11 protein-coding genes are annotated in these 13,552 nt (G+C 41.7%); 3 read left to right on the forward strand and 8 right to left on the reverse strand.

The annotated features are described in order from the left end of the window. Positions 1-331: 331 nt before the first annotated feature. From ACBR23_RS15705 to ACBR23_RS15720, 4 genes are read right to left on the reverse strand one after another with little or no spacing between them, the layout of a single operon-like run. A complete protein-coding gene (locus tag ACBR23_RS15705; RefSeq protein WP_371119885.1) occupies positions 332-1,078 on the reverse strand; it encodes a DUF928 domain-containing protein in 747 nt (248 codons plus the stop codon). A 34-nt stretch (positions 1,079-1,112) separates the two neighbouring features. Then, positions 1,113-3,494 (reverse strand): CHASE2 domain-containing protein, encoded by a 2,382-nt coding sequence (locus tag ACBR23_RS15710; protein ID WP_371119886.1) that lies wholly within the window; start codon positions 3,492-3,494, stop codon positions 1,113-1,115. A gap of 28 nt (positions 3,495-3,522) precedes the next feature. Continuing rightward, positions 3,523-4,974 (reverse strand): DUF1822 family protein, encoded by a 1,452-nt coding sequence (locus ACBR23_RS15715; protein ID WP_371119887.1) that lies wholly within the window; start codon positions 4,972-4,974, stop codon positions 3,523-3,525. Positions 4,975-4,978: 4 nt separating this feature from the next. Then, positions 4,979-6,643, reverse strand: coding sequence for a sigma factor-like helix-turn-helix DNA-binding protein (locus ACBR23_RS15720; RefSeq protein WP_371116403.1), 1,665 nt, complete (start codon positions 6,641-6,643; stop codon positions 4,979-4,981). Positions 6,644-7,510: 867 nt separating this feature from the next. Here ACBR23_RS15720 and ACBR23_RS15725 point away from each other — a divergent pair. Then, positions 7,511-9,685: an SPFH domain-containing protein gene (locus ACBR23_RS15725; protein WP_371119888.1), complete on the forward strand. Its 2,175-nt coding sequence runs from the start codon at positions 7,511-7,513 to the stop codon at positions 9,683-9,685. Between the two features lie 72 nt (positions 9,686-9,757). Here the strand turns inward: ACBR23_RS15725 and ACBR23_RS15730 are convergent, their stop codons facing one another. Together ACBR23_RS15730 and ACBR23_RS15735 are read right to left on the reverse strand one after the other, a co-directional pair. Next, positions 9,758-10,120, reverse strand: a complete 363-nt coding sequence (locus ACBR23_RS15730; RefSeq protein ID WP_371119889.1) for a DUF5615 family PIN-like protein — start codon at positions 10,118-10,120, stop codon at positions 9,758-9,760. 2 nt (positions 10,121-10,122) lie between these two features. After that, entirely contained in the window at positions 10,123-10,410 is a 288-nt protein-coding gene (locus ACBR23_RS15735; RefSeq protein WP_371119890.1) for a DUF433 domain-containing protein, read from the reverse strand. 283 nt (positions 10,411-10,693) lie between these two features. Here ACBR23_RS15735 and ACBR23_RS15740 point away from each other — a divergent pair, with 283 nt between their 5' ends. Both ACBR23_RS15740 and ACBR23_RS15745 read left to right on the forward strand, forming a co-directional pair. Next, the gene (locus ACBR23_RS15740) at positions 10,694-11,053 is read left to right on the forward strand and encodes a hypothetical protein (RefSeq protein WP_371119891.1); all 360 of its coding nucleotides are present in this window, start codon (positions 10,694-10,696) and stop codon (positions 11,051-11,053) included. Beyond that, positions 11,053-11,454, forward strand: a complete 402-nt coding sequence (locus tag ACBR23_RS15745) for an HNH endonuclease (RefSeq protein WP_341731950.1) — start codon at positions 11,053-11,055, stop codon at positions 11,452-11,454. Before ACBR23_RS15740 ends, ACBR23_RS15745 begins: the two co-directional genes overlap by 1 nt. A 144-nt stretch (positions 11,455-11,598) precedes the next feature. Here ACBR23_RS15745 and ACBR23_RS15750 read toward each other — a convergent pair whose 3' ends face one another. Both ACBR23_RS15750 and ACBR23_RS15755 read right to left on the reverse strand, forming a co-directional pair. Then, complete coding sequence (locus ACBR23_RS15750; protein WP_371119892.1) at positions 11,599-11,811, reverse strand: type II toxin-antitoxin system HicB family antitoxin; 213 nt, start codon at positions 11,809-11,811, stop codon at positions 11,599-11,601. Between the two features lie 278 nt (positions 11,812-12,089). Then, the gene (locus ACBR23_RS15755; RefSeq protein WP_371119893.1) at positions 12,090-13,514 is read right to left on the reverse strand and encodes a GUN4 domain-containing protein; all 1,425 of its coding nucleotides are present in this window, start codon (positions 13,512-13,514) and stop codon (positions 12,090-12,092) included. Positions 13,515-13,552 lie beyond the last annotated feature (38 nt).

A 13,552-nucleotide genomic window follows, 5' to 3' on the forward strand; every position in this document is an offset into this window, starting at 1 on the left:
TGACCTTAAGTTGACACCAATGGGTAGTACCCATTGGTGTCAACTTAAGCCTGAAAGCCCTGAGAAATCTGGTTTTTACCTGAGTCTAGATCCCCCTAAATCCCCCTTAAGAAGGGGGACTTTGATCGGACTCCTGTCCCCCCCTTCTTAAGGGGGGTTAGGGGGGATCTGGCCTTAATCGTCAAACAGTAGTCTCTGAAGGGGTTTGACGTTAAGTTGACACCAATGGGTAGTACCGTGTCCCTACCCAAAATAATCTTGTAGGGAAACGGCACTGCCGTGTCCTCTATATCATTCCGGTGTTACCGGAATTGATATAACCTTTATTGAGTTATTTTTCCAAGAGTTGCACATTACCAACTAAGGGTTCTTCAGCCAGCTCTTTAAATCCACCAAATTCTAATAATTTAACCCATTGAACTTTCAAAGTTTCATCTTTAGGATTTGCAAGCAAACGCTGAGCTAAACGGGCGACTGAATCATACCAAATATCAGGTGTTGCTTTATTGATTTGTTGTTCGCCTTCGGAGGTGAGTGGTACTCGTGCGACAAACCCATTCAGAGGCAGGTCAGTTGTAGAGCGCTTATAAGGTTCACAATTTAATTTCAAGTACCAGCGATAATACTCTATGAGTTCAAGAGCGTACTTTGGAGATTTTGGTAGGCTAACACTAATAATTCCTGGTGTTTTTGGCAAAGAGATAGGGCTTCGATAAATTGTCTTTTTTCCATCTCTACTTACCAGGGAAAACTCAACTGAGTTTATATCTTCAGGATTGTAGGGAATATAGAACAAAAAAGTTGGATATTCAGAAGTGGTGTATACCGGATTCTTAACAGGTACAATAGCGGTAATTGGCTTGCTTGTCTTTTTGCAGTATGGATTAGTAGGGTCAAGTCCGGTTCCGGGTCTTGGTTCATTATCCCGTGGTGGTGGTGGTGGCGGTGTTTGAGGAGGTTTTCGGGGGGATTGGCTCAAAAAAGTCGCACTGTAGGTTTGCACAGAGATGGGAGAAATCGTGATAATCGCCAGCGCAATAACTGTCGCAAAAGCTAGTTGAAAATATAGCCTACGCATTTAGATTTAGTTGTTAGGTTTTTGTCCACGATACTTATTCCGGCTGTCGATTTTTAGATATTTTATAAATGACTAATCCACTGCCAGTCGCTACTAAAGCTAAGGCTGAGGGAACTAGGGGCATCCATCCGCCCTGATTAAGAATCGCAAGACAAATATAATATAAGAGCAAGCTAGCAGCACAAGTGACTATTGTCAAGTACAGCCGGGGACGAACATATATCACTAGCACTCCGCCAGTAAGAGCCCATAGCCAAACAAATACTGCATCACCCCATTGCAGATGACCCCACTTTGGTAGATCCCATAACAAAGGTCGTTTTGGATTATCCATCACGGCGCTAAGAATTTGACTTGTCATATGGGCATGAATCCATACTGCTGGCATTTGACCATAGGGAGTATTAAAATCATCCCTAGCTACTCCCGCAGTATAGCCGACGATGACCACTCGACCTTTGATGGCACTTTCGCCGACTTTTCCCTCTACAATATCTGTCAGTGAAACTATTTTTGCCGGCCTACGATTAGCGCGGTAGTTGAGGAGAATTTGACTACTATTGCCATCAAGGCTTTGATAACCTCCTGTGTGTGAGGCTAACCGATTAAAAATCACTCTATCTAATTGCCAATTTTTAGTATTTTCATTAACTTGTAATGGTCGATTCTGGGATGATAAAAATGAAAATGCTAATAAAAAACTAAAGCTATAGGGTGTACTACATTTAGAAGATTTAGGCAAATAATTTGGATCGTAAGATAATAGTTGGCGACGTACTGTCTGATATTTATTGTCTTGAATATTATTATCAAAAAAATCAACAAACCCTACTTGTTCGGTTAATTGTTTCGGAGAAAATTCAGGAGGTGGAGCATAATCTCCCGCTGACGATTGGTAAGAACAGACAGTATAAAAATTTTGATTTTCTTGAAAACTTTTTATCCAATTTTTACGGGCTGTGATATCCCGATTATCCTTGATTCTAGGTTGATTACGAGATATATTGAGGCCCAAGGCTGCTGGTTTATATTTTTCTACTTTATTGACGATTTCTGCTAAAGCAGATTCTTTGATCGGATAGCCACCATACTTATCAACTTCTTCTTGACTGATTTCAACTACTGTGATGCGGGAATCTATGGGCTCTGGTTGGCGTTGCCACATTAAATAATCGTAAGCAGGTAATTCTAAAGATTCTAACAATCCCAGCCACCGCACTCCCATCACAGCGCCCGTGACTAACACACTAGCCACCAACAGAGCCCGAAGATTGCGCCAAATCGAAACACGTTGCCTCTCTTCCTCATTCCCCTTGAGCAACTCATCCCAAGTGGGAGGCTCCACAGCGCGATGCTCGTAAATCATCGGTAGCCAACTAGCACAGGGATATTGAATATCCATAACGTGCAGCTTTTTCCGCGCCTGCATAACAGAGTCGCGCAAAGATTTCTTCTCTCTAGCAAATGCGTTTAGAAAATGCTCCAAAAATTTCTGAGCAACTTCATCCGGCACTCGCTCTCGCATGGCAATTATCGCAGGAATTTCCAGGGAAGCTAGTTCCTTGACTAATCCCATGCCATCACAAGAATTGAAAATTGCTAATTTTAAACCGTGCTTAATCGCATTTTCTAAACCATACTTTAAATCTTTAATCGCTATACTTTCAGTTTCACTCAGAGCCAGCTTACCTTGACTGTAATCATTTTCACTATAACTATGACCTGCAAAAAATAAAATATCCCAATTCTGCTTCCATAACTCGTCATCAAGCTTGCTACTATTAGTAGCTGTTAAAGTTTTAATCTCTGCATTATTATGGTCAATAGATTCTTCTAATAGTTGTAAATCTACAGCGATATTTATATCTGAATCCTCTCCTAATATAACTAAAATTCTAATTTTATTCTTATAATTTATTTGACCTAAATCAGAATTCATATTAGTAGTTAAAAGACAAAAACTAGGCTCGATTTCAAACTCTTGAAACTTATTCCATAAATGCCAAGGGAAACTCCATAAACTAATATTGTCTGTTTCGATAATGACCCTGACATCATTTTTATGAGCACTCAATACTTTTAAAAGTAAATCTCTGACATCCTGAAAATCAGAATCTGGAAAATTTAGCCAATTATTTACACTTATTTCTACCGCATCTGCTAATTCTTTCACTGAAACATTGGTAACTTGCGCTTTCTTGAGCTTTTCTAATTTGCGATAAGAACCAAAACCGCGATCCATGCGATTTCGCTTCAAATTATCATAGCTTTCTATCAAATCTTTAGCTGGTGGAAATTTCCCGCTAACTGTACTTTGGAAATTCTGATAATTAATGCTATCACAAATTCTGAGGGTGACAGGATAGCGTTGCTCATTGTCAGCATCGCGTATTTCCAAAATTACAAGCTTGGTCATAGTTTTTTACCTCCCGATCCTAATTTAGTTAAATGGTAAAATCTTCTGTGATGCTAACTTCGCCACAAGCGAGTTTTACCTGGAAATTATCGCCGATCGCACCTCTGAATTCATACATTAACCTATTGGTGAAATGGTGTGCTTTTTCTTGCCAGAAAACTTCGCCATCTTCATCTAGGATAATTAGTTCCAGATTGGGCGCTAGAGTTTTCGATCGCACTGGTAATACCCGCAAGAAAATATTGGTTTTATCACTTCCTTCAGGTAACAGAGTGATTTCTAGCACCACGCGATCGCTATTGAGCTCCATTTTTAATTCAATCATCTTACCAATTCTCACCCCCGCAGCGGCATTTTTGGGGTCAAGTTTTCCCAAACTGACTGCTGCTTGGCGCTTCAAGGCATCATTTTCGGTAGTTTCCCGCAAGTGTGTCAGTGCGGAAATTGCCTCCTGATTTCCAGGCTCAACGCAACCTAATAATTCCGCAGCCCGCAATTGATTGCTTTTATGGCGGCGATCGCGCAATAAGTCAAGCAATGTCGGAATTCCCTTCTGGCTGCTAGAATCACCATAGCGATAACCTTCACCTTCCATCGCATACATTAAGCCAGAATCTAACAGTCCCAACCTCTCAATTATGTCATCAATCGTCTCCCAGCCAGCTTGAATATAAGTCTTTGCCCACTCAACTAAACGTGATTGACTTTCCACCACCACTGGTTCCTGAATAATTCCTAAACGCAGATTATATAGTTGTTGTCTGCATTCATCATTAGCCAAGAAAGATGCCCATTCCCCAAATGGAACTAGCAGCCGGGGAGAATACACCGCTGAATTACCCAAAGTATGTAATAATTGAGTCGATTCCACCTCGGATAAACTGGGCAAAGGTGAGACTTCTGCTTGCAAATTCAACCCTAGAGTTATGTCCATGACAACGAAAGATTTGGTTAATTCCTGTATTGGCAAAACGTAAGTGCGATCTGTCGCATTATACCTAGCTTCATACTTCAGTTGGCGGTGCGTCGCAAAACCCAAAACTTCCATCCAGCACTCCCCATCATCCCCATCCAAATTCATCTGCACTGGCAGGTAATAATCAGCAGTCCAATTAGGAATATCAACCCATTCCTGCGGCACGCAAAATTCCTCCAAATCTCCCTCATCGCTAGGGATTAACACTAATCTAGTTTCGCCAATTTCGATAGCAGTGCCATTGACAACTTCCCAAATACTAGCAAGATCCTGACGTTGCCAAACAGAAATTTGAGGCAAATCTTCATCTGCCCACACTTCTGAAATCCAGTTCAGAAAAGGCTTTAAACAAACACTGTTGAGATAAGCATTGTAACGAGAAAGTGGATTAGAATGCTCTTGAGCTTCGTGCCATGCAGTCTCTATGTCTGCTTGGTCAATTGTCAACCGCACGAGGCAAGAATCATTAGAATCAACTGGTTGTAATTTGGTTAAGTCAAACATTAGTTTATTCCCCTTTTTTCTGAGAGATTAAAATTTTCAACGATTCTTCGACTATCTTATCAATTGTTTCCCAGTCATAGGCCATCTCTAAAGATAGATTTAGATGCTCATGAGCTAGGCAAATCAGAGAGTAATAAAAACTCTTGAGCCACTCTTCGACATATTCTTTTTCCCAATGAGGCAGTTCCTTGATTAAATAGGCTTGTAACTTTTCCTGAGATTCAGAAATTATGGTCTTCACATCTAATAAACTAAGACCGAATTGACTGGCAATTTGCTGTTCATTGAGCTGTTGACCGTAGCGCCGAAACAAAATATGCTGAGCTTCCACTGTCAGTTCTTTTGTTGCTTGAACTAAGGCTGCTTCAATTAAATCTGAGTGCCGGGGGGCGCGGAAATCTTTATGTAACCATTCAACTACATAATTTTTTACCCATGCCTGGGGTTGTGATTTTTGAATCAAGGTTCTTAAGAGTTGCTTCTTAATAGTATTAAGACGACGAGAAATAGCGGACTGGCTCGTTCCTAATTGAGTTTCCAGTTGCTTTTGCTTCAAGCCTAAACCGTAATAAAGCAGGAGAATTTTGTGTTGATCCGGTTTTAGGCGATCGAGTTCTTCATGGAAATCCAGTTTAGTTTGATTCAATAGGGGATTTTCTTCTGAATCAGATTCTTCAGCTTCCAGACTAATTATTTCTAGCTCTGAGGCATCCCATAATTGGTCGCTATCTTGTGGCTGAGTTATTGGGGATACATTCTGAATATTTTCAGAGCTAGAAATAATAACTTGATCGTATTTTTTTAAGGCCTCAATGGAGGTTTCCATCCAAGCTTGCATTTGCTCTGTGCTAATACTTGAGCCTGCGGAAACTTCATGGGGAGCACAAGAGAGAGACTTTTCTGCATTATAACATTCTGTGGCAGCTTGAAAGTCTTCGCTGTCAGGCTCCAGCCATTTATCCCCCAATTTTCGGAGGGCGGGATTTTGAACTTTGTTAAAGCGATAAACTTGTTGAAAGTATTTGCGTGCAAAGATACATTGAGAAATGTAAGGTTCCTGATATCCGGCTATTTGCAGTGCTTGCCGCAGCTCTTTATCGCTTTTTTTAACTACCAGTCGCCACCGGGAAAATTTACATATTTGGTGTTGGTTTTTAATCTCCTTAATTAAGGTTTGTTGAATGTATGTATCTAGAGTAGCCTGAGCTTCGTCATAAGACTTTAACACTTTGACGAGATTATCAGAACTATAAACAAAAATGCGAGCCGAAGATAGATATTCCTCCCAAGAGCGGTCTTGTGAATTTAACCATACTTTTTTGCTGGCATAATAGCAGTTTTTCTCAAATAAACTAGCTAAATGATCTAAGGCTAATTTTCTGCTGTTCTTAGGTTCCCATTCTTCAAGTATAGGCGCAGAATTAATTATTATATTCCGCCAATACATTGAGAGACTTTGGATCGTATTTGGCTGAGATAACAACTGTCTAAATGTCTGGTTGTGTTTTTGGTATAACTCAAAATTGCGTTTGAGAGCCGGAATATTCTGCCACTTAATCAGTGGGGGACAGTTTTGGTTATCGAGCATGAGATAGGTACAAAAAACCTCGGTATTATTTCGACGCTCTGGTAATATGGGAATGGTTTCTCGATGAGAGTAAGTGGTCATTTTGGTCGATTCTCCAATCACAATAAAGAAAGATTTTAAGTCTGACGCAGGGGAGGGAATATTTGCCGGTTTGAGTCTTTCTCCAGTTTAGTTTAAGCGACTTAAAGATTTATCGTAGTGTTTTTTCTCTGACTGATTGGATGAGTCCTAGGATTGATGTACTTGTTTTCTGTTGAAAGGTCGATCGCCTGTACCAGGGCCCAGATGTTTGTGAGGGAGCGATCGACTTTGGGAGTAGCTTGAGCATAGTGGTTGGGAGAGCGTGCTGTGTGTCTTATTAATTTATTGGGATCGTCCCTCGAAATTTATGAGGGTTGTTCTAAGTTTTTGCGTTAGCACTTTCTCTGAGGAAGCAGTATTGAGTGCATCACTCGGTTGCTTCCAGAGGCTGAAACCCTTTCAATATATGATTTTCAAGAGATGAATGATTGAGTTTTATTTTCAATAAATACAACTTATTGAAAATAAAAATCTTTTTTAAATCTCAAAACAGGTCAAATCCTATCCCATTATCCGCCTATCCCCCAGGGCTGTTTCATCCTCAGTAGGGGCGGTGTCAAGAGTGCCCGCCCCTGGGAGCATCCCGATTTTGCATAGGCGAAGCATGACCGCAGACAATTTATTAGTGATAAGTAAGTCCACCTAATTAAATGCAAGATCCAAATCGCTCAAAAGCTTACTAGCTTGCTATTCTTCCTTCTTCCTTCTTCCCTCTTCATTCTTCCTTCTACTTAACCAGAGATTTACAGCGGTCATGCTTCGCCCCTAAGAATATATTTGCAAAACACAGATGCTTAAGTTTTAGGTCAAACTTTGCGATCGAGGCTAAGCTTGAACCAATAGGACAATCTAGCCCATATTAAACAAATGCTTGATTTATTTAAACCCAAGTCAAAAATTAAAGTTCATGTTTTCAAACAATTAGCAGCGGCTGTGGCGGCTGCTGTCGCTGTGGGCGCAACAACCAGTTTAAAAGCATCGCCCGTATTAGCTGCTAGCGATATCCCCCCTACCAGTCAAATTTCGACGCAGCTAGTAGCTAAACCTGGGTTACTATCGAAACAGCAACCTCAAACTACTATCGCTGTGCAGACAGTACAGATGGACTTATTTGGCTCAATTGTACCAATTGTCGTAGGTGGTGCGATCGTTCTTTGCATACCATTATTTTTTGGTGGATTGGTAGTAATTGGCGATCGCGAAGTGGGCATTGTCAGTAAAAAGTTTAGCTTCGGCGGCAAGGCTTTACCACCCGGAGATTTAATTGCTCTAAACGGAGAAGCGGGATATCAAGCTGATACTTTACCTCCCGGTTGGCACTGGGGTTATTGGCCTTTGCAATACAATGTTCGCAAAGAATCCTTAACAGTGGTTCCCCAAGGTGAAATTGCCTTAATTATCGCAGCAGGTGGTCAGTCAATTCCGCCACAGCGCATCCTCGGCAAAGTCACGGAATCTGACAATTTTCAAGATGCTCGTAAATTCCTGAAGAGCGGTGGCGAAAAAGGTAGACAATTGGGAATTTTAACGGGAGGTAGCTATCGAATTAATACGGCATTATTTACGATAATTACGGGAGCAAATGCTCCCAAGCATGGGATGACAGCAGAACTATTAAAGCTGTACAAAATTGCTCCAGATAAAGTGGGAATTGTCACAACCTATGACGGTGTTCCGATCCAAGATGGCGAAATTGCTGGCCCGATTATTCCGAATCACGATAACTTCCAAAACGCACAGAAATTCATCACTGGCGGGGGGCGGCGCGGTTTGCAGGAACAGGTTTTGCTTTCCGGTTCGTGGAACTTGAATCCTTGGTTTGTGGGGGTGGAACAAGCTGCGATGACCGAAATCCCGATCGGCTATGTCGGCGCAGTTATTTCCTATGTCGGCCAAACGTCAGAAGATGTGAGTGGCGCTGCTTTTACTCATGGCAATTTAGTAAATGTCGGGAATAAAGGGGTTTGGGTAACACCTCTTTATCCGGGGAAACATCCGCTGAATACTCGCATTTTGAAGGTAGAGTTAGTGCCGACTACTAATATTGTTTTGAATTGGTCTAGCAAGACAGAACGGCACAGTTATGATTCTCAACTTTCATCTTTGACAGTGCGTTCTAGAGACGGTTTTGCCTTTGATTTAGAAGTAGCTCAAATTATTCACGTCGGTGCTTTGGATGCTCCGAAAGTCATCTCTCGCGTGGGTTCGATGCAGAATTTAGTTGACCACGTTTTGCAGCCGACTATTGGGAATTATTTCCGCAATTCGGCTCAAGCTTATTCTGTGTTGGATTTTCTATCTGCAAGGAGCGATCGGCAAGCGGAAGCTGCGGAGTATATCAAAGCGGCTTTGCGTACCTATGATGTGCAAGCAATTGATACTTTGATTGGGGATATTTTGCCACCGGGAGAGTTGATGCAAACTCAAACCGATCGCAAAATTGCGGAAGAACAATGTAAGACTTATGAGGTGCAGCAATTGGCGCAAACTCAGCGGCAACAATTGGTGCGGGAAACGGCGTTGGCTGAGATTCAGCAAGAGATGGTGAAATCGGAACAAGGTGTGAAGATTTCTGAGTTGAAAGCGAATTCTCAGGTGAAACAAGCTCAAGGTGAAGCTGAGTCGATTCGGGTGAGGGGAAATGCTCAAGCTGAGGCTTATCACGCTGGTGTTGTGGCTTTGGGGGGTTCTGGTTATACTGCTTTACAGTTAATGCAAATTATAGGCGATCGCCATGTACGAGTTGTACCGGATGTGGCGGTAAGCGGAAATGGTAGCGGTGGTGGTTTGGTTGATGGTTTGCTGGGAATGATGATGTGGAATCAAACTAGCAAAAATGGTGAAAATGGTGGGGAATTACCTGTAGCTAAGTTACCAAAATCTGAGCCTGCTGTTTTGGAACCTGCGACAAATTTACCAGTGGCAAAAGTGCCTTCGGTGAAGCCTCCAAAGTCTTCTACTCATGCGTCAGTTGCTAAGTCTGAGCCTGATATTGATTCGCTGTTTGATGAATTGCCGTTTGACGATCGCTCTTTTAGTTAGGTTGTACAGTTTGTAGTCACCAACCAGAATACTCATAACCCCGACTTCTTGAAGAAGTCGGGGTTCTAATTGCTAGTCCATATAGTTTCCTAGAAACTCTTGCTGAGCGATCATATCTTCTGCTGACTTTGCAGAAATCAACCTCAAAAATCCTCGCAATTGTTCCCCAATCGAATAACTTTGTCTTCCCATCACAATTCCTGAATGTTCCTGGCCTTGTTCCATATACATTTTATGCAAGCGACAAAAGTCTCCCACATTCAAAGTATAGATAACTCGCCCTTGGGCAGTTGCCCATATTAATTGCTCTTCATCAGTACAACTGAGATTATTCGCTTCAGCAGTAGTTGCTACATCAATCCCTGCATTTCGGAGCGCTTTTACTAAGGAGCGTTCCAAAATATCCTCATCTAAATATAAACGAATTTTGCTCAAGATTAACTCCCCGCTTTGTGTTCATTGGCTAAGCGATCGCACTCAGCGTCTTCATCAGCAATATCAGCATCTATTTGCTGTTTATTGGCGTAGTAATAAGCTAGTGCTGCATGAACTTGTGCTAAATTTAAGTGGGGAATTTCTGCAATAATTTCTTCTGGTTTCATCCCCATTTTGTACCAAATGGCGATTCGTTGAACGGTGATTCTAGTCCCTGCGATGCGGGGGCGATTTCCACAGGTTTCTGGTGTGGAAATGATGAGAGTGCCAATATCAGTTAAAGTTGGCATAGGTGAATCTGGGGTTAAAAATTATAATTTCAGTATAGCATAAATGTATTAAATTTTTAAGCTATAATCAAATCAACCTTTCCTAAGTTTTCCACAAGATAAGAAGCAGAAGGATTTGCTATGTTAACTATGGATTTCAATAGCATCGATCTAACTAATTTTAGGCTTTTTTAACTGCAATTACAAATCCTTGAGAGCGGGCGATCGATCTACGAGCGATAAACTTAGTTATAATTGTAGGGAATCAGGTTATACTAAATTAGTAACTAACTTTCACTCAGATATGACTACGGTAGCTATCCTGCCTGTACTTAATACCAACGGTGAGAAATCCTATCGCGCTATTGCGGGCGATCGGCAATCTGTCGGTCAAACAGCGGGTCAAGCTTTAGATGCTTTGACTTCTTTGTTAGGCGAAACGGACTTCAGCGCATTAATAGTCATTCAAAGGTTTAATCCTGATGAATTCTTTACTATACAGCAACAAAAAAGATTATCAGAATTAATGAATTTGTGGCGTACAGCGCGCGATCGAGGACAAACTATTTCTCCCCAACAACAAGCGGAATTAGAAAGTCTTGTCGAAGCCGAACTTAAAGCTGCTACTATTCGGACAGAAGTTCTCGTACAACAATCGATCTGATGAATCCTAACTACAATTTAGTAGCAGATCGCGCTGCTCATCGTTGCGAATATTGCCGCGCACCTGAAATCGTATTTAACTTTCCTTTCGAGATTGAACATATTGTTCCACTTTATCGAGGCGGTAATAATGAGATTTCAAACTTAGCATTAGCTTGTCGCTCTTGCAATCTGCGGAAAGGAACTAATACAAGCGGAATTGATTCTACATCTAATACAGAAGTTTCGCTGTTTCACCCAAGAGAAAATAGGTGGGAAGAGAATTTTCAAGTGCAAGCTGAGTCAGGTGCGATCGCAGGAATGACACCAGTAGGCAGAGTAACAGTTACAGCTTTGGGAATGAATTCTCAAGCACAGTTAATAGCGCGACAATTATGGATTCGTTTAGGTTTATTTCCCTAACTTTGCGGATCGCGGGTAATCAAAGTGCCAACATCAGTTAAAGTTGGCATAGGTGAATCTGGGGTTAAAAATTAGAGTTTGAGTATAGCATAAATTTATTATCCTTGAATTTTGCAGATTTAATTTATGACATATTTTGCCCTACTACCCTGCTTCTACATAGTCACAGAGCGTAGTTGGTTCGGGAATGGGTAAACCGTCCTCTCGCAATCCTTCTAAGTGAAATTCGATCGCTTCTTTAATTTGCTGCTGTACTTCCGCAAGGGTAGCGCCTGTGGCTGCACATCCGGGTAAATCTGGCGCATAAGCTGAATAGTTATTGGGTGTTTTTTCAATGACGATGGCATAACGCATCATTTAGCCTCGAATTTTGATTAGGACTTACGCACTGACCAAAGAAACCGGGTTTTTACCGAATCTGCTGGTTACAACCAAATATTTCGTAAAAAACCCGGTTTCTGAGCCCCAAACAGTTTGTGTTGGCCAATTGCTATCACCCGAATTTCGCGAGTCTGTTGTTTGAAGAGTAAACCCCCGCGTAGCAGGTAATGAAATGACCAAAAGCCGATAACTTCGTAGAAAAAGGTTCTAGAATAAATACTTAAAAAGGGGATCAAATTGCTATAAATTAGAGCTTACAGCTCTTGATGCGAAAGAAGAGAGAACCACACAACCAACCCAAACCACCCCAACACCCCAACAACCCAACCGAATCCTTCTCCCCCCCACGCAAACACACGCGCACACGACGGGAGGTGTCCTCGTGGTGCTTGCTTTAGATTAAACGTCAGGTCATCGTACTCCAACCAACCTTTCTTCCCCTTTCTTCTGTTTCTCCAACCGACACGATCGCCCAACTTGCATTCAGTGTCATAATCAACTTTACCGCCTACTTCCAACCAGATTTTTTTCTGGACGCTAAAGCCAAAGTGACCCTGACTGTATTTTACCCACAATTGGTCGATCGTCCGTAAATCATCGCAAGGAAAATTCTCGATCGATTCCTTATTAAAATAGCCTTCCTTCTCCCGTCTAGCAGCTTTTAACATCACCTTGAGTGTTTCCTCATCCGCTTCTTTCCACTTCCCCGCCGCCAATAAATCCCGGAGACGAGTATAGTCAACACCTCGCGCTGATTTCAGGGAGTCTGGTGGCGGAGGAGATACTTGAGGTGATGGTTGAGGTGATTGACAAGCAAGAACCTGCAACACTTCAGTAGCAGATTGATAACGTTTCTTAATAGCAGGTTGTATCATTTTATCTAAAATCTGACCCAGTTCCGAACTGACAGATGTTTTTAAGTGTTCTCGCCACACCCATTCAAACTCGCTATCATCGAATAAATCAATCGGCTCAACCTGAGTTAACAGACACAGACAAGTCACACCCAGACTATAAATATCACTAGCATGAATCGGTTTACCGTTGGCTTGTTCTGGTGCCGTATATCCAGCCGTCCCGATTCTCGTTCCCGTTACCGCTAAATCCGTTTGTGTCGCATATTTTGCGGCTCCAAAGTCAACTAAAACCAGTTGCCTATCTTGCCTAATAATAATATTTTCTGGCTTGATATCCCGGTGAATAACTTGGCGGGAATGAATGAACTCGAATACTGGCAATAAATTATTAAGCAAGTCGCGAATCTGCGTTTCGCTAAAATATCCCTCAGATTCTAGTGCTTCGGCTAAATTTTCACCGTCGATGAATTCTTGGACTAAATACTGCCGTCCATCTTGACTAAAATATGCTAATAAGTCGGGAATTTGAGAATGTTTACCCAACTGTTCTAGGCGTACTGCTTCAAGCTCAAATAACTCAGCAGCTTTCTGGATACTAGAAGTGCCTTGAAATTGGGGGTAAAATTGTTTAATAACACAGGGAGGTTTAGATGGTTTATACTCGTCAACGGCTAAAAAAGTGCGCCCAAATCCTCCTTGCCCAATAATTTTTTGGGCTCCGTAGCGATCGCCCAATAGCAGTTTATTACCACACTTTTGACAAAAGTTTGTAGTGCCGGATGGGTTTTGGAATAGGCAATCAGGGTTTAGACACTGGCTCATATAAGCGCTAGAGTTTTTTATTTTAATTTAATCTTAGC

It is taken from the genome of Microcoleus sp. (assembly GCF_041354475.1).
Classification (GTDB): domain Bacteria; phylum Cyanobacteriota; class Cyanobacteriia; order Cyanobacteriales; family Microcoleaceae; genus Microcoleus.